This window comes from Pseudoalteromonas piscicida, from assembly GCF_000238315.3.
Taxonomy (GTDB): domain Bacteria; phylum Pseudomonadota; class Gammaproteobacteria; order Enterobacterales; family Alteromonadaceae; genus Pseudoalteromonas; species Pseudoalteromonas piscicida.
In genome coordinates this window covers 1,309,882-1,330,494 of the sequence record NZ_CP011924.1, presented here as the reverse complement: position 1 = coordinate 1,330,494, position 20,613 = coordinate 1,309,882, and the positions used below count along the sequence as shown (strand labels likewise).

Here is a 20,613-nt window from a genome sequence, read left to right as displayed (position 1 = left end):
ACGCCTAAAGTCACCTTTTGCTGAGCAGGCAGACATAAACCAAAGTCGAAGTTACTTTTGTGTATCAAGGGAATATGTTTACTTGTTAACTTTTCAAAGTGGTACTTTGGCTGCTTCCTCCTAAAATTTGATCTGCCGTTCATGTGGCCATTTATACTAATTTGGCTCTAGACTAATATGGTAACAGGTTGATTTTTATTCAATACCCAGTTAGTTTCGTCAACACTTAACTTCAAAATACGCAAAAGGAATTCTTATGCACCGTATACATATTCTGTGTCTAATTTGTTTGTGGTGGCTCATTACGGTACCGACAGCGGCTGCCAATGAAACTCCTCACCAAGTCAAAGCACTCAAAATCACTACGCTGTCGACCATGCTTGCGGACCGTGGCATTGGCGAGTGGGGGTATGCAGCACTAGTTGAAGTGGACGGCCGAAAAATTCTTTTTGATACGGGTAATCGGCCGCAAACGGTGCTGCAAAATGCGCGAGACTTACGGATCGATTTGTCCGATGTAGAAGACGTAATTTTAAGCCATAATCATGGCGACCACACTGGCGGACTAGAAACGTTAAGGACCGAGCTGAGTAAAGAGAATGCAAAAGCAATGTCTCGCATTCATGTTGGTCACGGTATTTTCGCAAAACGTGCAGGTAGAGAAAACCGCATGCACACGATGAAGCTCGCGCTTGAAAAACAAGATGTGATTTTCAAACAATACAGTGAGGCGCAAGAAATTTACCCAGGTGTTTGGTTAACAGGCAATGTTGAGCGCATTCACCCCGAACATAATTGGAGTGGAAATAGCAAACTTGAAGGTAAGCACGGCCATATAGAAGATAACATTCCAGAAGATATGTCACTGGTGATAAATACCAAAGATGGTTTTGTATTAATAGCCGGTTGTGGGCATGCGGGCATCATCAACACGATGGAACACATAGTAAAAACGATCCACCCCGCAAATATTACGACGGCGATAGGCGGATTCCATTTAATGAATGCGGATGATAAACATTTGGCATGGACAGCAGGTAAATTACAGCAGTTTGGCTTAAAGAATATGATGGGGGCACATTGTACTGGTATTAACTCGCTATACGTGCTGCGTGAATTGATGAAGTCAAACCGTAAGCAAATGGTGGTGGGCTCTGTGGGGGACAGCTTTACTTTAAGTGAGGGCGTAAAGGCTGGCTATATCGCCCGTTGACCTCGGCTTAAATGAATTAGCTCAGCCTAAATCAGCTGTGGCGCTAAGGTACAGTAATTCAGGTTGGTAGCCGCATTGTTAAGTATTTAACGCGGCGCTTCCAAGTCCCACCTTTGTTATAGGTCTGATAAATTAAGTTAAGATTTATCAGACTTATAACAGGGCATCGCCAGCGCATTTAGCGTTTAATTTCTAAAGTTCGGCATCTATTGTATTTTGTAGTTGTTCCACCGCTGGCAACTTGCCATAGCATTCCTTTTGTCGTGTTAGTCAGTTGTCGTGTACAGTCTTTTTTATCGCCTGATTTAATCTTATAAGTGAGTTTTACTTTATAGTCTGTATTTTTGTTTAAAAAGTTTCCACGCCAATAAATACCTTTATCTGCGGCAATATTGCCCGAAAATTTTTCGTCATAAATTTGGTTCCACCAACCATCACCATCTTGACCCTCAATGAACTCCCACACCGTCACTTTAGTCCAATCAGTAATGTAGCCACCTATATTGCAGTACGATACTGACAGAGGTAGATGTGTTCGACCTGAATTATTATCATGGAAATATTTTTCAGATTGGTTTTTTATTGCACTACATTTTTGTACTTTGTCATTAAGTTGTAGTGTGCCATAAAATTCAGCTCTTGCTGAGGTAGATAGCCCAGAAAAAATGGCGATTGTCGCGAGACTAAAAAATACCCCTTTGACATTTAGTTTGTTTTTATCAGAAGGTTTCACAGTGTACCTCTAGGTTTGAAAGTATTGGTAATCTAAGTGGGCATTAAACGACAAAATTATGAGGATAATGTGAAGGCTGAATTTAGCCTTCGTAAAGTGTTTAGTGTAAGCACCTTTTTTCACCCATGCATAATATTGCAATGACAGGGACAGCTAATAAGAAAATAGCGCCTTCTGCGATATCTCTTAGTGGTGTCGTAATCGCTGCTGATGCCTTTTCTGAAAAACTTTGTGCAACGCTAAAGTGGATTACGAGTGGGTGCTCAAATTGTTTGAAGTGAGCAAAGTTCAGATCCCGATTATCATATCTATCACCAACAAGTTTGACAGAAACACGACCAGACTTAAAACCATAGTCTTGGGCTTTTGCTTTTATCTCGTTCGGTGTATTAGGACTTAATAGAATATCAACCTTTCCTTCTACGCTTCGCATTGAACTGATGTGAAAGTCATTTCTTTCAAGAGAGATAAATGCCAAAAACGGGCTATCGAGTAGCTTGGCGAAGGTGGGATCAGTACGCAGTATGTAATGATGCTCTTTTCCAACAAAGATGAGATGTTTACCGTCTTCAGTTTTTAAAAAGGTCGAGATTTCATCTTGATAAGACGTGGTTTTAGTGATCTCATGATAGGTTGAACATGCTGTTGAAAAGCAGAGCAATATCGTTGTGAGTAGGGCTAATTTGAGGGTGTGTATCAGTTTTGTCATTTTCCTTCCTTGACGTATTTTTTATTCGTCGCGAACAGTACGATAATCGGTACTAGATTGGCAACAAAAATTTAATTATTTGACGCGAATTACATTGCTAAAGTCATAAAATAGGCGTATACATCGCGTCGAATTCTCGCTTTCTTTTTTAGGTGTATCTGTGGACTTTTTTTGGGTGTTGTTACTCATTAGCTTGAGTGCAGTTTTCGCGCTGTGTGAAATATCATTGGCAGCGGCACGCAAAGTTAAATTACAAACCTTATTTGATCTTGGTGACGTTAGAGCCAAGAAAGTATTATATTTGCAAGCCAATGCGCATCAGTTTTTTGCTGCGGTACAGGTGGTACTCAATGCCTTGGCAATTGTTGCGGGTATGATAGGTGAGTCGGTGTTTACCCCTTATGTATTGCAACTACTAAACTGGGTTGCAAGTTTTATGTTTGCCGATGTTGCGGCTCATGCCTCGATGTTATTGCAAATATCCACAGTGGTGTCGTTTTTACTGATCACATCGTTATTTGTATTGTTTGCTGATTTATTGCCAAAACGAATAGCCATGGTCATTCCAGAAACTATCGCGATGCGATTTATCCATCTTATGCTCGCCAGTGTATGGATTTTTAAGCCCATTATTTGGCTATTTAACGTGTTTGCTGATTGGATTATAAAGCTATTCAATTTACCAAATGAACGTGACGAACAAGTCACGCGTGATGATATTTATGCGGTGGTTGATCAAAGTGCTGAGCAGGGGGAACTGTGCGAGCATGAGTACAATATCATTGGCAATGTGCTCGACCTTAACCAGACTAATATTACCCAAGCGATGATCAACCGCGATGCAATCGTGTGGTTAGACATTCAAGAATCAGAAGAAAACCTGAGCACGTTAATTCAAGCGCACAGTTTTCAACAGTATCTGCTGTGTGATGGCTCGCTCGATAAAGTCATTGCTGCACCTGAAGCCAAACAACTACTTAGCAATATTTTGGCTAAAAAGCCGTTACTGGATGGTCAACAACAAGAATTCCATAAGCCGGTCATTTTACTTGATACCCTAAGTCTTTCCGATGCGCTAGATGGGCTGAAAAGTCATGAAAGCAACTGTGCAGTGGTGATCAATGAATTCTCAACTGTGGTTGGGATGGTAACCTTATCCAGCATCTTGAATTTAATTGCACTGAAAGACGACCAAGCAATAGAAGCCCAATTTCGACAAAAGGATAACACCCGATGGCTAGTGCAGGGTGATATGTCGATTAAGGACTTTCAAGCTTCGGTGATTGAATACGAGTTTGAACCGATTGAAGCCATAGAAACCTTAGCCGGTTTTGTGATCCACAGGTTAAAGCATTTTCCTGCCGAAGGAGAGTCGTTAGAAGTGGATGGTTTTAAGTTCAAAGTAATAGAAATTCAAGGATTGGCCATTAGGCAAATTGAAGTAACCAAAGAGCCCCAACTATAAGGGGCTCAGTGTTTCCAACACCGCGTTGATCTCTTTTAGCACCAAAGCCGAGGAATCCTGCATAAAAAAGTGCCGACCGGGTATCGCTTTAGGCGTGATACCTTGTTTAAAGCAAGTTTCCCAATGGTGCATATCCGCCCCTGTTGCTGCTTTATCCCGAGTACCATATAACACGGTTGCAGGGACGTCGAGTTTACAAGCCGACTCGTATTGATAGGTCTCTCCCAGCTTAAAGTCTGCTTTTAACGTTGGCAGCATCAGTTGTTGCAGCTCGATATCGTTGAGCAAAGCCGGTGGTAATCCGCCCATTAAATTTACCGCCGCAATGAACTTCTTATCGTCAAGAGTATGGTAGGGGGACTTTCTTATTGCATATTGCGGTGCCTTCCTAGCTGCAATAAACAGGTGTTTAACGATATTACAACCGCTATGTTGAAGTGCTAAAGCAAGCTCATACGCAATATAAGCGCCATTGCTATGACCGTAAAAAACGCTGGGTAGTGGTGTTGCCTCGCTCAAAATAGGTGCTATTGCTTCGATCAAGGTATGAATATTATCAATGGCAGCTTCATGACTTCGCTCCTTTCGCCCGGGTGCTTGGAGAGCATATAAAGCGACATCTTCTGGCAGTTTTCCTACCCAGTTTTGGTAAACAGCTGCATCTGCGCCAGCAAAAGGAAAGCAAATGAGTTGTTTGCGAATGGTGTTAGGCTTATTGAGTAAGGAAAACCATTTAGAAGTAGAAAGCTGGTGGTTTATGCGCTCTTCTATTTTATGGGTAATCACGATACCTCCTTCACGGAGTAATCGGTAGCACTTATTTTGCTAGCAATGAGCCCTAAATGATTTCTAGCTAAATACAAGCTTAAAGCCGCTTGAATAACCACAGTTATCACAGACAGATGCCATAGTAACTCTACGGAAACTCGTTGTGTAATTACGAGCCAGATAACAGGTAAAACAAAAGTGAATAGTCTGGAAGCATTGCTTATAAGAGAGGGGAAAGTATTACCTGTAGCCTGAAATATTCCCGAGCAACTATAAACGATACCTGTGGCGATGAAGTTAAATGCAACAATCTCCAAAAAGTACTGCGTTTGTTCGATGACATTTGCATCATTTGAGAAAGGAGTGGCAAGCAGGTGGCCGCAGTTTATTGCGATAACAGACATGAGCAACATAATGATTGACACACAGCACATTACCCAAAAAAAAGCATATCTAAATCGTGCTAAGTTATTTGCACCAAAGTTTTGCCCTGCAACTGCAGGAAGCGAAAAGACAACAGCCATCATGGGTAGAGAAAGTCCTTGAATTATCTTTGAACCGATACTGAGTGCTGCTTGGACATCCGTTGAGAGATCTTTGATTGCCCAAAACGTCAGCGAAATGTAGCAAAAGGTTAGCGTTAACTCGAGCCCAACGGGTCCGCCGATAACGAGTAGTTTTTTGATGGTGGAATGATCAATTTTCCATGCTTTTAGATCAATTCTTAGATAACCATCTGCTTTTCTGAAATATAAAAGGGTAACGACAATAGCTAATATCATGGAAATTGAACTTGCAAGTCCAGCCCCCGAGATCCCCATGGAAGGGATGGAGCCCCAACCGGTTATAAGTAAAGGGGATAGCAAGATATTGAGAAGGAGAGATCCGAGCTGAGCAAACATCATAGGTTTAACTATTCCTATACCTCGCATCGCTGCTCCCAAAGTAATAAATAAAAATTGCATTGCGAGACAAGGAATAAACCATTTAGTGTAAATCATAGCCGCTTCTCGAACTGCCAAGTCTGTAGTGGTATGTTGAAGGTAAAATTGGATTACAAATAGCCCAAAAGATAGCACCACCAATCCTAATATGCAGGACAATAAAATCGCTTGATTGAAGATTGAGTTTGATTCAGCTTGGTTTTTCTTACCCACGGAGTTCGCAATTAATGTAGCGGTTCCAACGTTTAAAATCTGGCTAATCGCAAAAATAAAAAAGAGTACATTGCCAACTAAGCTGAGTGCCGTCGTTTCTGCATCACCTAGCTGAGATACAAAATAGAGGTCGGTAAACATATAAAGTGTATGGACAAGCATACCGATAGCCAATGGCAAGGCCATTGATATGATATGTTTTGGAATTGAGCCTTGAGTTAAATCTTTCACACTATCATCCAATATCATGGGTTGTTGATGGCACTTTTTTCGGCCTATTTGCCGTGCGTTTATCAATATTGCTGTAATTTGGACGTTTGCCTTTTGAACTTATAAACCACTTAAAAGGGTGCAAAATACCAAGTCCAATGGCCGAAGGGGCAGGGAATAAATGTGGTTTAGTAACACCAATTTCCTGAGGTGAGCGCTCGGGGTGGTACTGGAAACTGTTAAAGGCTTTATCCCAAATACTTAGTTCAGAGCCGTAGTTTCCTGCTTCTTGTAAGTTGGTACTGTGGTGAAACCGGTGCAACTCGGGGGTTGCAATAAGATGATTTAGCCATCCCATTTTGACATTGATATTGGCGTGTATGAAGTACCCTTGCAATACCGTAAATTGACCGGCAATAAATACGCTTTCGGCAGAAAAGCCTAATAATAGAAAGATAAGTTGAATCGTAACTGCGCTTATAATTACTTCAAATAGATGTACAACAACATTATTACTTGTTGTTACCTTGTTCGGAGTATGGTGAATACCATGAAAGCTCCACAAAGATAGGTACTTGTGCTGCAATCTATGAAGCCAATATCCCGTAAATGAACTAACGAGGATTGCTAGAAACACATTTTGTGACAGTGTTAGTGCATTTTCCTGAGGTGCCAAATAAATGGAGATGGTGCGAATGATGCCCGCGCCAATCGCGCCATAAATCATCACTAAAATGAAATAACGTCCATCTCTCTGCCATTCCTTTTTGCTTGGATGCCAGCTATGCCGAAAAGGATTTATTCTTTCCATCACAACGAAGTAAAAAATAACGAATAAAACGGTGAAAAAAGTAGTGATACCAAGTTCTAGTTTTTCTGTAATCGCAAGCAAACTAATTGCACTAACTATTAAGAAAATGACTGGGTAGCAGAGTATACTCATAGCTTTAGCGGCCCTATTTTTTGTAGCTAAGTTATGCATATTGTTCATTCTCTTTTGGTTGCGTCGCAGTATTGGCATTGCTTAAAAAAGGCGTAACTCGAAACCGTTTGCTATCTTGTAGACAAAGATATTGGGCTATATGTCTGCCGCTAGCCACGGCCTGAGCTACACCATTTGATGTTCCCCAGTGACCCGAAAAATAGAAATTATCCAAGTGAGGTAAAGTGGGCCCATGTCTGTTGATGTATTTTTCAAATTCTTCTGAGTAAGGAGAGAATGGGTCCCAACCTAATACTGTGCCATTGTAGTTTTTGGTATATCGTTCACAAGTAAGCGGTGTGACAACATCTATAAACTCAACGTTGTTCTCTAATTCCTCAAAGTGCTGAGAAAGAAATTGTAGTATCTTGGAGCCAACACCTTTCTTGGCGACTTTATATTCTACAGAGCGTCTTCGACGGGTGTGACTATTTCGTCCAATACTGATATGTTCGGATTGAACACTGTTTGCGTTTAAATTTTGCCATGGTTGACTGTCAGTAAGGTAAGTAATGTAGAGCACTGACTTACCTTCAGGAGCCTGCTTTGGTAATAGAGTGCTTCTAACTTGTACAGCTATTCCGCCGTGGTTAATACCTATCAACTCTGATTTCAGTTTATCGTCTATTAGATAGGTTGAATAAGGATCATGATCAGTGTAATCCTTATTAACGGCAATAAATACGGCAACTAAGCTAGGAAAAATGATGCCCTTTGGATCGTTATGCAGATGGCTATACATTTTATCCATTACAGGGTGAGGGTAGGCACCCCTTAATAAGTGTTGTGTTGTGTTGTAACTATCGCTTGCGCTGATCACGTAATCTGCAAAGTGTTCTTGTCCGTTGCTTAGTCGTACCCCAATAGCTTTATTGTTCTCAACCAAAATTTGGTCGACTTTCGCTTTATAGTGGATTTTTCCACCTAGTTTTTTCACTCTGCTAGCCAACTTTTTAGCCAATCCTAATGAGCCGACATCCGGAACTCCTATCGCTTTATCCGCGGCATTAGCAATATTAAAAGCGAAGGGCATAACTGGAAAACTCCCAAGTCTGTCATAAATTATCCAGTTAAGAGATTCAGCTAAAATAGGATTATTAAAGCGTTTTGAGTAGTCTTCTATACTGATAGACATTGTGTTCATCAATGTTTTCATATAGGGAAGCAACTTCCACATCATTTTAGCTTTTTCCCACCATGTCATGAGTCCAGTATTTTTTAGAAATGGAAAGTGGGGACTACAACCAGCTAGTTTCCTAATATAGCCGCAAAACTCTTTAATATGCTTGGTATCTTCAGGAAACTGTTCGATTAAACTTAACTCGAGCTTATCGGGATCTGCGTGGAAAGTAACTTTTTGTCCATCTGGAAAAATTACGGTGTTGAATGTGTTAATATGGTAGATTGAAACGTCATCGAGGCAACCTAGTTCATTCCAAATTAAAGACATCTCATCTTTGTGGCCTGTGCCTTTTAACCAACTCAAACACCAATCAAAAGTAAAGTCCTTTCGCTGCCAAGAAGTACAGCATCCTCCGGGAGTTTCATGTAGCTCAAATATTGTCGTTTCGTAACCATTCATCTGGCTGTATGCTGCGGTGCTTAGACCTGACATGCCAGCTCCGATAATAATGACTGATTTTGTATTTTTTGACATTGTTATTCCTTGTCATATTCGGCGTGCATGTAATACAGTTAAGCATCGCCGAATAGTTATCTTGATGGCCTTAAGCTGTTTCGCAGGCAAGCTCTTGAAGCACGGCGGCAATCTCTTGGCACCAGTCGTTGATGCGCTGCTCGGTGAGTTCTGGTTGGTTATCATCATCAAGCGACAAGCCGAGAAACTCGCTGCCGTCTTCATTTAGCCCTTTCGACTTGGTGAAGTGGTAACCTGAATTTGGCCAGTAACCAATTGCTGTGGCGCCTTGTTCGGTTAGTTTATCGTGTAAGATGCCGATACCGTCTTGAAACCACTCGTCATAACCAACTTGATCGCCCTGACCGAAGATAGCCACGATTTTTCCGCTGAAATCCTGTTGTGCTAGGCTCTCCCAACGTGATTCCCAATCATCCTGTAAACCACCGTATTCCCACGTTGAAATCCCAAAAATCAAAAATTCATAGTTCTCGGTTAAGGTTAATTCGGTGTCTGCTATATCAAAGAGGTCGATGGTAAACTGGTTTAGGTTTGCTTTTATTAATTCTGCTGCGGCTTCAGTGTTACCTGTTGTGCTGCCATAAAATAGGCCAATACGAGTACTCATAATATTTCCTTTTAATTCTCTTGGTTAAGCAACATGCTGCTTTTGTTCGCTATAAGATTGAGGTTGGTGTAGTGAGTTTTCACCGATCCAAGCCTGAAACGGCTTGTCATCATCACGGCATACAAAGTGCAGAACATGTCTGCCTGTAGCTGCTGCACGGATCAACCCGCCGGTTGTCACCCAGTGACCAGCCATATAAAAGTTGCTAAGGCCTGGCAGTCCCGTTGTCCCGTTGGCATTTATTTCGTCTTCTAAACTTTCACCACTTTCCAAAAATGGCTGCCACGCCAATACCGTTCCTTTGCTGTTGCGGGTATAGCGAACTTGGGTCAAAGGGGTCGCGATGTCGATATATTCGATATGCTCTTTTAGTCCCTCAAAATGAGTGGAGAGCTTATCGATTATAAATTCACCTAAGGTCTTTTTAGCGAGGCGATATTGAACGCTACGCTTGACCCTAGTGTGATGGCGTTTAGTCGCCGTTGTTTCTTGGAAATTATTTAATTCAGCCCATGGCTCATAAGTTGAGAAGTAAGTGATATAAAGCACGGATTTGCCTTCTGGGGCGATATGCGGGTAGTGCACATTGCGCACCTGCACATTGATCCCCGGGTGCGTCATACCAGGGCAGTGGACCAGATCTTGTTGGTCTAACAAGTGGGTGCGGCAATGAGGTTGATGGGTATAGTCCTTGTTTACTCCCAAAAATACAGAGACGTATCCTGGGAACATTTGACCATCGGTCTCCCTTAACTCGTCGTATAGCTTGTCTAACACAGAGCTGGAATACTGGCCATCAAGCATGTTTTTTACCACATCCGTACCGTCACATGCTGAGATCACGATATCAGCATACATTTTTTGGCCATCGCTGAGCTCGACACCGATGGCTTTGTTGTCTTCGACCAAGATCTTGTGTACTCGGGTGTTGTATATGATGTCACCCCCCAACTTTTTATATCTTGCTTCCATCGATTGTGCGAGGCCTAAGGAGCCACCTTCGGGCACACCTGCATTTTTTTTCGCCGCGCAGGCCAAATTAAAGTAGAAAGGTAATAGCGGGAAACTAGGATGTTGCTCATAAAAGATAACGTTAAATGCCTTTTGCAGCAGCGGGTGTGAAAACTTAGCGGCAAAGTCCGACATCAATGTCGCCATGGATTTGCGGATTAAATTAAATTTTTTGATAAACGGCCACATCATTTTTAGCTTTTGCCAGCGTGACATAATGCCAACTGGCACCAGAAAAGGATAAGCGTCTATCATTTTGACGAATTCGCGAATGCCATCGCAAAATTGTTTGATGAGTTTCTTGTCAGCGGGAGAAATGCTCAAGAGGTGGGCTTCAAGTTTATCTGGATCTGCGTAGAAATGTACTTCTCCTAACTCTTCATCAATAACTGAATTGAAGATTTCAAAGTCTCTAATTTCTTTATCATCCAGCGCACCTAACTCTTGCCAGATTTGATTCATGCCGTTGCCTGTGCCACTACCCAGTAGCCAGCTAATACACCAATCAAAAATATAATCTCTGCGTTCCCACGATGTGCAGCAGCCGCCTGGAATATCGTGCAGTTCTAAGATCACGCTCTTGTAGCCGTTCATTTGTGCATAGCTACCGGTTGAGAGTCCACCCATGCCGGCACCTATGATGATCATAGATTGTCTTTGTGTGGTCATAATTCTGTCCTTAAAGTCGTTAGAAAGCCCCAAAGCGAAGGCTTTGGGGCAAGCTGTTACTCCACGTTTGTTGCTATTACCGCTTGGCTTTGGGTATCTTGCAGAATACTTTGCATAATTGCGCCGTTGCCTGCCTGCATCATATCTGGCATCAACATCTCCTCATGTTTACCAAAACCTTGATAGGTAATGACCTCGGCGTCTGATGCTGCATCCCAACTGGTTAGACGAGCAGCTTCTGCATGTGCATTTTGCTCGACGATAAAGTGCAGTTTTGCGTGAACCTGACCTAGATTTTTCACTTCATAACACCAATCAATATAGTCTCTCGCTTGTGCCAGTGTATGCTCGTGTACCGTATTTGAGCCGGTGTGGCGGGCGAAATGTGCTTTTAACTCTTGCTCAAAGTGCGCGAAGTCTTGTTCCCGCATTTTGATTGTTTCGGTGATCCTGAATGAGTCTAAGATCACTACATCCCCGACACGTTGACCTCGGCTTTCCAGCTCCTTAGCAATCTCAAAGGCTAAATTACCGCCAAGGGAGTATCCAAATAGGGTATAGGGACCATGAGGTTGAATTTGCATAATTTGGTCGGCATAGTCGCTAACCTTAGTGTCACTTTCGAGATAGTTAAAAGAGATCACTTCAGTGTTAGGCAATGCGTCGGCAAATGCCTTGTAGACGATGCTGTAACCACCCGCTGGCGGCAGTGCAAATAAACGACTAGATTGACCCGCATTGAAGATAAGGTAAGGGGACGCGCCCGTTTCTTTTCCTGTTACTACATCTTCAATTGCACTCGCCATGCCATGTAAGGTTGTAAATCTAAATAGCTGATTAGCTTCCATTTTGATGCTGAAGGCTGATTGGATCCTGACCATTAGCTCAATCAAATATAAAGAGTTACCGCCGAGGGCAAAAAAGTCATCATGAAGACTAATGGATTTTTGCCCTAGCATATTGGACCAAATCTCAGCGAGCTGCTGCTCAAATAAGGTGGCAGGCGCTACGAATGCTCTTACCAACTCATCGACTTCAACCTGTGGCAATGCCGCCGCATCGATTTTACCGTTACTCAGTAATGGAAATTGATCAATGGCAACTAGCCTACTAGGTACCATATAGCTTGGTAGCTGGTTCTCTAACTGTTCGAGGACAAATTCAGTACCGACCGCAAGCTCCGACTCAAAGTAGGCAATTAATTGGGTTTGCCCATGTACTTCTATTCCTTTTACATAGCTTCGCTTAATTCCAGGGATCTGGTTGATGCTAGACTCAATTTCTCCTAGCTCAACGCGGTGACCTCGTATTTTTACTTGGTTGTCGATACGTTGCAGAATATGTAGGTTTCCGTGTTTGTCCCACTTACCTAAATCACCCGTTTTATACACCCGTATGGTGCTATTTTCTGATACGGGAAGTTGAATAAATTGACTGGCATTTTTCTCTGGATTATTGAGGTAGCCAAGGCTTACGCCTTGCCCTGCAATTGCAATTTCGCCGACTGCGTTACTCGATACCAATCGGTTTTGCTTATCGAGCAAGATAAGTTGCGTTGCATTGAAAGGCTTGCCGATTGGCACTGTCGTACTGGTTTCTAAGTACTGCTCTGATTCCTCAAAGAAGCTACTGTCTATGGTTGCTTCAGATGTGCCGTAGGAGCTAAATAGTCGAGCATCTTCTTGTAGCAATCCTTTGAGTGCGCGGTATTCAGCGATTTGCCATTGCTCAGAGCCAACAATCACTCTACGTAAGCTGGTGAATCCAACCTGACTTTGCTTTGCGAATAAGATGAGATTACGAACCACAGAGGGCACAAACTCAACCGTATCAATCTGCTGTGTCTCAATGAGGTCATATAACACCGGCATGTTCAGCATCATATTTTTAGGACACAACACTAAGTGCTTCGCATTGTAAAATGCGCGCGCGAGATCGCCACAAAACACATCAAAGGTTGGACTGGCCAATTGTAAATGATGAGTGGTGGGTGCTAAATCAAATTGAGCTAACCAGTCCACGGCGATCGTAGCCCAGTTTTGGTGGCTAACCTGAACACCTTTTGGCGTCCCCGTAGAGCCAGAAGTAAAGACAATATACGCGATGTCATTTGGCTGATGATTTAACGCCAAATTGTGCTCGCTGATTTCATCTCGTTGGCTTTGGAAGCTTTCCCAAAGTAGTGTCGGGTGATCTGATGTTAGCGCTTCTTCGCAAAGTAGTAACGCGCAGCGACTTTGCTCAAGCAACAGCTGCTTGCGTTCATTGGGTTGCTGTGGGTCAATTACCACAAAATGATGACCTGCTTTTAACGTAGCGATACAAGCAACAACTAATGCGATAGATTTTTCAAAATGTAAGGCAATCGTTTGACTAGCTTGATCATCTAGCTGTGAATTGATTAGTCGCGCTAACTGGTTTGCCTGACCGTTCAGTTCGCAATAGCTTAAAGTAGCGGCAAGTTCTCCAACATTTGCTTCACAGGCAATGCTAAGGGCAGGAAGCTTCGGGCTATGTTGCGCCGCATTTTCTATTTGGCTGACCAAAGTCGGTAATGCAGGTGCGTTTTTTTGACTTTCAGCAAATGTCGCCAAGGCATCTATTGCGTCTGGACTTGCTAAGGTAAGCTCTGAAAGTGGCCGATTTGGACTGTCAACAACCATTCGCGTCAGTGCGATATAGTCCCGAGCTAGCTGCGCTATCGTTTCGGTTTCGAATAGGTCGGTATTATATTTTAATGTGCCTTTGAACACGCCATTTTCTTCATAGGTTGAAAGCGTAATGTCAAATTGACCTTCTTCTTCAGGCAGCTCCATGAATTGCATAGGAAAGCCCTTATAGTACGCGACATTATTTTCATCCATATGCGATTGCTCAACGCGGTGATTGAGCATTACAAACATGACCTGAAATACCGTAGATCGGCTGGCATCATGTTCAATACCAAGCTTATCCACTAACAGCGCAAACGGATATTCTTGGTGATCTAGTGCGTTGAGGGTAATGTCTTTCACCTGCGCTAAAAGCGAAGTAAAGTGCGTTTCAGGATCAAACCTTGCGCATAGCGGTAGGGGATTCACAAAGTAACCATAGACGTTTGAAAACTCTGGATTTGTACGACCGGCCACGGGACTGCCAATAATGATCTCATCCTGCTGAGTATATTTATGCATGACTGCGTAATAGATGCTAAGCAACGCCATGAACATGGTGGACCCTTGTGCCTTTGCAAGGGTATTCAATGAAGACGTGAGGGCTTTATCTAACTCAAAATGATATGAATCACCAACGTTGGTGAGTACCGCAGGTCTAGGTTTGTCGGTTGCAAGGTCTAATACGGGGATCTCAGCAGGTAAGTGATTCTGCCAAAACTTATAGTTTGCCGCGCCGCGTGGAGAGTGAACAAAGCGTGTTTCCCAATCGACAAATTTTTCATAGCTTGACGTTATCTCGCTGAGTGCTAACGGTTCACTTTTTGCGAAATGTGCATACAGTGACTGCATTTCATCGATAAACATGTAATTTGACCATGCATCTGAGATGATGTGATAAATTGTTACCGCAAAGTAGTAGCTTTGATCATTTTGCTTATACAAATACAGTCTAAACAGTGGGTCGTGCTCAAGGTCGAAAGGCTGTTCATTGTCTGCAATCATCATAGGTTGAATGTCATCCCAAGACTTACCATGTACATCAATGACTTGCAGTGCATCCTCGCGATGAGTCCAGACTCTTTGATAGGGTTCGCCATCTTTAAAGAAGAAGTTTGTTCTTAACATTGGGTGGCGAGCTACTACAGCACTAAGGGCTTTTTTCAGCGCGTCGATATTCAGTGCACTAGGAATGTGCATCGCGCCGCCGATATTGTAGGAAGCGCTACTTGGGTTGAGTTGATTGATAAACCAAATCGCTTTTTGTCCATAGGAAAGTGGGAATTCAGCTTCCACATTGGCATCAGATACGATAATAGAGTTAACCTTGGTCTCGGAAACCGGCTGAACCTGTGATGTTTCTGTGGTTATGACTTCAAAGCCAAGCGACTCAACGAGTTTGTCATTAAGCTCTATACTTAATTCGTTGATAGATGCACCACTTAGAAGGCGTACAATCGTTAGGGTTTCACCAAAATGGGTGGTGACCTTATTTCTCAGCTCTGTTGCCATAATAGAGTCAATACCGAGATTACCGAGCGATAGATCTAATTCCACTTGCTCTCGTTTACAGCGTAATACTTGGCTGACAGCATTAGCGAGATGATCGGCAACAAGCGGTAACCGAAGCGCGCTGTCTGTTTGCTGGTATAAAGGAGCAAAATCTTGCTCTTGGTGGCTTTGCTTGTCGTTTTCTTGGGTAGCCAAGTGACTAAATAAACTCGGCTTTCCTGCATACCAATTGGTTACTTTGGACCAATCGGCGTCACACACTAAGAGTTGAGGTTGATCTTGGTCTAGAATACGTTCAAGCACAGCCATCCCCGCACTTGGTGAGATGCAGTTCATGCCCCTTTGGTCCTTGTAATGTTCGGCGAGACCCAACTCTTCAATCATACCAATAGCCCAAGGACCCCAGTTGATACTCAGCGCCGGAAGACCCTGATTGCGACGGTAGTGGGCGAGGGCATCTAAGAAAGCATTGCCAGAAGCATAGTTTGTTTGTCCTGCGGTAGTGACTTGAGCCGCGACAGAGGAGAAGAGTACAAAATGTTCGAGGTCAACTTTACTGAGTGCTTTGTGAAGCATCAACGCACCAATCGCTTTGGTGTCAAACACACCGTCAAATGCTCTGGTATCCATATTGCCAAGTAAGGTGTCATTGACGATACCAGCACAGAAAAATAATCCGTTGATCGGTGCTTGTGCACTTAGATGATAAGACTCAAGGGCCGCGTGAAGTTCACGCTCTCGAGTTAAGTCTGTCTGCCATAACGAGACATTAACGCCCTGACTCTCAAGGTGTTGAATAAACCGAACGCGATCATAGTTACGGTCGCTTGAGGTAAGTTCTGACCAACTCTTACGCTCAGGTAATTGACTCCTACCAAGCAAAATGAGGTTTCGTGCACCTCTATCGACGAGTAGCTGACAAACTAACTGACCGATTGAACCAAATGCACCCGTGATCAATTGTGCTTTATGGCTTTGCACGCGAGTTGGGAAGGCGGATTGAAGTGACGTTGCCTGCTCTAAACGAGCAACATAGGCCTGATTTTCCCTAAAAGCAACTTCCCCTTCTTGGCGGTCACTTAATAATCTGGCTGTGATATGTTCGGCATCATTTTGGCCATCAACATCAATGAGGCCACCCCAATTATCAACCAATTCTTGCTGTGCGAGCACTCGGCTAAATCCAGTTAACGAAGCGGACATCACCGCGGTAAGTTGCTCGCTATTAACGAGGCTAGCGTTACGTGTTACCACGTAAAGCGGGAATTTACAGTCTTGTTCCACTACGGTTTTGGCCAGGTTCAACAATGAATGCAGCGAATGACGTTTTCCTCTTTGCAGCTGAGCAAGAGTTAGTGATTCTATTGCGCTGTTATCTAGACTAAAGCAATGCACAACGCCACGAATTTCTTGTTTGCCCAAAGTCTCGATAAGTTGTGACAGGTGATCCCGTGAATCGGGAACTAGCCATGCATGACAATGGCCTCTGTCGATATCAAAATATTCTCCAGATTTAACGATACAGCTAGAGTGGCCAAGCTTTGCTAAACGGTCGGCTACCTGTTCGGCTGTTCCTGATTGATCTGCGAGGAGCACCCAACGACCCGATGTGTCGGTTTCTTGTATTTCCTGCTCTGGCTCTGCAAGCCAATTAACTTGGTAAAGCCAGCTATCTATGGTTCTGGTGGTGATCCCACTTGCAGCGGAGTCAACACTTTGCGCAATAAAGTTTTTGATAACACCAAAGACTTGACCTGATTCATCACAGAGGTATAAATCACCGACCGTTTTTTCGTCGTCACGATGAGTGATTTGGGTATAACACCAAAAGTCAGTATTGTTCTGCTCGCAAAGCAGGATCTCCTCTAGCATCACTGGTAAGCGGATAGAGAATTGCTGAGCATTAGCACCTGCAAGTTCCGTAAATACTAACGTTTGGAAGCATGCATCTAATAGACTTGGGTGTAGGGTAAATTGTGCTGTTCGCTCAAGTTGAGTAGGCCAAGAAATCTTGGCAAGCACGCCGTTGTCTGTTGCCCAGATCTGTTCAATGGCTCTAAAACATGGACCATATTCGTAACCAAACTCTTTTAGGTGTGCATAAAACTCATCGTGCTGCTGTGCGCTGGTGGCAGCACTACGAATAGCATTGAGATCAATAGGCTCAGCAAGGTTGGCGCTTTGTACTCGGCGGATTGTCCCTTGAACATGGCGGGTCGTTTTACCATCTTCAAGGCTTACCACTTTAAAATTCGGTTCATCATGGTGCAAAATGAATTGCACATTGGGAGCGTGTTCATTATTCAAAAATAACGCTTTATCGATTACAAAGTGGTCGAGTGCATAGCTGCCATTGCCCCAAGTCTCTTTGGCTGCAGCATACGCCATTTCAATAAAGCCAGCAGCGGGGAAGAGGGTATTTCCTTGGATTTGGTGACAGCTTAAAAAACTATCGCGATTTGTGTCGGTTACCGCGTTCCAAACATGTTCAGCTTCACTGCGTTTACGGCCCAAGAAAGCATGGTTACTTTGCCCTAAACGCACTTGATTAAAGTACTCAGGCTCGGTCCAAAAGCGCTCTTGCAAGAACGGGTAAGTTGGCAAAGTAGTGAACTTACCTCGACCGTTTATGGCTGACCAATTTAATTCAAAGCCTAAACCAAATAGTTGAGCTGCAGCGTGGTAATAGGTGTGTTGTTCGTCGGATTTACGGCGCATACTCGAGACGACAACACTTGAGCAACTTTGTTCTTCTGCTGTTTCGGCAATAGATGCGCCAAGCACAGGGTGTGGACCTAGTTCCAAAAATGCTTGATAACCTTGTTGTAATATTGCGCGGGTGGCATCAACAAAGCGCACGGCTTGACGGACGTTGAGCCACCAATAGTTAGCATCAAGCTCAGGTCCCTCAGCAAGTGTTCCTGTTACCGTTGAATACAATGGAGTATGTGCGGTGTTAGCTTGAATACCAGCTAAACACTCGAGCAATTCGGCCTTTATCGGTTCCATAAACTGGCTGTGGTAGGGCACTTCAACGCGGAGAAACTTGCAAAACACACCCGCTTCGCTCAGTTGTGCTTCAATACTGTGTAATGCATTTTCTTCACCTGCGAGGGTGACAGAGTTTGGACTGTTTACCGCTGCAACTTCAACTTGGTCGTTGAGATAAGGCGTGACATCACTGTCAGAAAGTCCTACCGCCATCATTTTACCTGTGTTGCGGCATTGATGTTGTAAACGGCTACGATGGACTACGATGGTGCAAGCATCTTTTAATGAGTAGACCCCAGCTTCATAAAATGCCGCCGCTTCACCGGTACTGTGGCCAACAATGGCATCAGGCGAAATGCCGTGCTGACGCCACATTGCTGCAAGTGCGACTTGTACGGCAAAGTTTGCCGTTTGAGCAAGCCAAGTGTATTGCATGTTTGACGCTGATTCATCGGCAAGCATTTCATCAACCAATGACCAATCTGTAAGCGCTGACATATAGCTATCACACTCATCGATCATCGCTTTAAAAGTTGGCTCTGATTGGTACAGCTCACGGCCCATTGCCCACCATTGCGGCCCCATGCCGGTGAAAACCCACACGATTTTTTGCTCATCTTTTTTCAGTGTGCGCAATGTACTGGCCGCAGCAAATTCAGCATCATGACTTAATGTTTGCAGTTGTTGTTGCAGATCTTCTGCATTTTTGAAACAAATTGCATGACGATATTGATGGTGTTCACGGCGCTCACCCAATGTGTGGATAATATCATTGAGTGATGCATCGCTGTCTTGCAAAAATTCATTATGCGCTTTGGCAAGGCGATGAATCCCGTGTTGATCTCTTGCACTCAATGGATAAAGTTTTAGGCCATTCTCATTTGCTGGAGGTATTGATGGCACTTCTGGCGCAACAAATTCTTGAATAACCGCGTGGGAATTGGTTCCACCGAAACCAAAGGAGTTTACCCCCGCAACGGCTAAACCTTCATGCTTAGGCCAAGGTGTAAGTTTAGTGGGGATCTCATACGGCGCGTTGGCGTAATCAATCTTAGGATTAATTGATTTTAAGTGTAAATGCGGTGGGATCTGTTTGTTTTGAATGGCTTTGACCGCTTTGAACAAACCAGCCATGCCTGCGGCTGCCTCGGTATGGCCAATATTGGTTTTTACTGAGCCAATGTAGCATTTATCGTCTTGATTACGGTTGATCCCAAGGAGTGTTCCAACTGACTTTGCTTCAATAGGGTCGCCAACAGGCGTGCCTGTGCCGTGCATTTCAATGTACTGCACTTTACCGGGGTCAATATTCGCTTTGGCATAGGTTTCTTTCATCAAGCGCAATTGGGCATCGCCGTTTGGTACCGTGATCCCTTGTGTTTTACCGTCTTGATTTACACCGGTGGCTAAGATCACCGCATGAATTGGGTCGCCATCCTTAATCGCATCATCTAAGCGCTTGAGCACAACGACGCCAGCGCCTTCAGCACGGACATAGCCGTTGGCGGAGTCGTCAAAAGCATGAGAAAAACCAGTCGGAGATAAGAAACCGCCTTTAGACTCGGATACAGTATATTGTGGTGCCAAATGTAATAGCACACCACCTGCGAGCGCCATATTACTGGCCCCGGTTTGTAGACTTTTACAGGCCATATCTAACGCGACAATGGAGGAGCTACAAGCAGTATCGATTGACATGCTGGGGCCATTAAAGTCAAAAGTATGAGAGATGCGATTAGAAAGCATCGTCATCATGACACCCGTCGCAGTGTGAGCATCAATGTTATCAAAATCTGGGTTAGTGAATTGCATAATTTTATAATCAAGCGTAAACCCACCCATAAAAACACCGACCGACTCACCTGCGAGCTCAGATGGCTTTTGCCCACCATCTTCCAACGCTTCCCAAGTTACCTCTAGCAATTTACGTTGTTGAGGGTCCATAAACTCGGCTTCACGAGGCGTGATCCCAAAAAATGCTGGATCAAACTTATCGATATCATCGACATAGCCACCCCATTTTGAGCTCAATTTGCCTTTATTCGCCTTTACAGACGAATAATGAGTATCGATATTCCATCTCGATTCTGGGGTTTCTATGATGCAATCGACACCATGTTTAATATTTTCCCAAAACAATTCAGGACTATTCGCGTGACCTGGGAAACGACAACCCATGCCAATAATTGCTATCGGTAGCGTGTCGTTTGCGGGGTGAACAGAGCGTTCATTTTCGATTGCCATAATGCATTCCTTGAAGTTATCTATTTTCTATTAA

Annotated in this window: 11 protein-coding genes; 2 read left to right on the top strand and 9 right to left on the bottom strand. The window is 43.6% G+C overall.

Going from position 1 to position 20,613, the window contains the following annotated elements; all coding sequences use genetic code 11:
* Positions 1-256 precede the first annotated feature (256 nt).
* Positions 257-1,213, top strand: a complete 957-nt coding sequence (locus PPIS_RS06085) for an MBL fold metallo-hydrolase (protein ID WP_010372467.1) — start codon at positions 257-259, stop codon at positions 1,211-1,213.
* 178 nt (positions 1,214-1,391) lie between these two features.
* On the opposite strand, the gene PPIS_RS06080 is transcribed toward PPIS_RS06085, so the two are convergent.
* Together PPIS_RS06080 and PPIS_RS06075 are read right to left on the bottom strand one after the other, a co-directional pair.
* Positions 1,392-1,946, bottom strand: coding sequence for a hypothetical protein (locus tag PPIS_RS06080; RefSeq protein ID WP_010372471.1), 555 nt, complete (start codon positions 1,944-1,946; stop codon positions 1,392-1,394).
* 100 nt (positions 1,947-2,046) lie between these two features.
* Positions 2,047-2,655 carry a hypothetical protein gene (locus PPIS_RS06075; RefSeq protein WP_010372474.1) on the bottom strand — a complete coding sequence of 203 codons (609 nt, stop codon included), beginning with the start codon at positions 2,653-2,655 and terminating at the stop codon, positions 2,047-2,049.
* A 160-nt stretch (positions 2,656-2,815) separates the two neighbouring features.
* Here PPIS_RS06075 and PPIS_RS06070 point away from each other — a divergent pair, with 160 nt between their 5' ends.
* Positions 2,816-4,120 carry a hemolysin family protein gene (locus PPIS_RS06070; RefSeq protein WP_010372478.1) on the top strand — a complete coding sequence of 435 codons (1,305 nt, stop codon included), beginning with the start codon at positions 2,816-2,818 and terminating at the stop codon, positions 4,118-4,120.
* Here PPIS_RS06070 and PPIS_RS06065 read toward each other — a convergent pair.
* The 7 genes from PPIS_RS06065 to PPIS_RS06035 all read right to left on the bottom strand — a co-directional run bounded on the left by PPIS_RS06065 (position 4,115) and on the right by PPIS_RS06035 (position 20,579).
* Positions 4,115-4,906 (bottom strand): thioesterase II family protein, encoded by a 792-nt coding sequence (locus PPIS_RS06065; protein WP_010372481.1) that lies wholly within the window; start codon positions 4,904-4,906, stop codon positions 4,115-4,117. The genes PPIS_RS06070 and PPIS_RS06065 overlap by 6 nt on opposite strands.
* Positions 4,903-6,276: an MATE family efflux transporter gene (locus PPIS_RS06060; RefSeq protein ID WP_248694145.1), complete on the bottom strand. Its 1,374-nt coding sequence runs from the start codon at positions 6,274-6,276 to the stop codon at positions 4,903-4,905. The genes PPIS_RS06065 and PPIS_RS06060 overlap by 4 nt, the downstream gene beginning before the upstream one ends.
* 4 nt (positions 6,277-6,280) lie before the next feature.
* Positions 6,281-7,237 (bottom strand): sterol desaturase family protein, encoded by a 957-nt coding sequence (locus PPIS_RS06055; protein ID WP_019647338.1) that lies wholly within the window; start codon positions 7,235-7,237, stop codon positions 6,281-6,283.
* Positions 7,230-8,894, bottom strand: coding sequence for a phytoene desaturase family protein (locus PPIS_RS06050; protein ID WP_010372489.1), 1,665 nt, complete (start codon positions 8,892-8,894; stop codon positions 7,230-7,232). The genes PPIS_RS06055 and PPIS_RS06050 overlap by 8 nt, the downstream gene beginning before the upstream one ends.
* A 70-nt stretch (positions 8,895-8,964) precedes the next feature.
* Complete coding sequence (gene fldB, locus PPIS_RS06045; RefSeq protein WP_010372491.1) at positions 8,965-9,501, bottom strand: flavodoxin FldB; 537 nt, start codon at positions 9,499-9,501, stop codon at positions 8,965-8,967.
* Between the two features lie 24 nt (positions 9,502-9,525).
* Positions 9,526-11,181, bottom strand: a complete 1,656-nt coding sequence (locus PPIS_RS06040; protein WP_010372494.1) for a phytoene desaturase family protein — start codon at positions 11,179-11,181, stop codon at positions 9,526-9,528.
* Between the two features lie 56 nt (positions 11,182-11,237).
* On the bottom strand, positions 11,238-20,579 hold the full coding sequence (locus PPIS_RS06035) for a hybrid non-ribosomal peptide synthetase/type I polyketide synthase (protein WP_010372496.1): 9,342 nt from the start codon (positions 20,577-20,579) through the stop codon (positions 11,238-11,240).
* Positions 20,580-20,613 lie beyond the last annotated feature (34 nt).

Bases quoted from the DNA above. Each gene is read 5' to 3' on its own strand.
- PPIS_RS06055 (WP_019647338.1), bottom strand. From the start codon at position 7,237: ATGCATAACTTAGCTACAAAAAATAGGGCCGCTAAAGCTATGAGTATA.
- PPIS_RS06040 (WP_010372494.1), bottom strand. From the start codon at position 11,181: ATGACCACACAAAGACAATCTATGATCATCATAGGTGCCGGCATGGGT.
- PPIS_RS06075 (WP_010372474.1), bottom strand. From the start codon at position 2,655: ATGACAAAACTGATACACACCCTCAAATTAGCCCTACTCACAACGATA.
- fldB (WP_010372491.1), bottom strand. From the start codon at position 9,501: ATGAGTACTCGTATTGGCCTATTTTATGGCAGCACAACAGGTAACACT.
- PPIS_RS06035 (WP_010372496.1), bottom strand. From the start codon at position 20,579: ATGGCAATCGAAAATGAACGCTCTGTTCACCCCGCAAACGACACGCTA.
- PPIS_RS06085 (WP_010372467.1), top strand. From the start codon at position 257: ATGCACCGTATACATATTCTGTGTCTAATTTGTTTGTGGTGGCTCATT.
- PPIS_RS06050 (WP_010372489.1), bottom strand. From the start codon at position 8,894: ATGTCAAAAAATACAAAATCAGTCATTATTATCGGAGCTGGCATGTCA.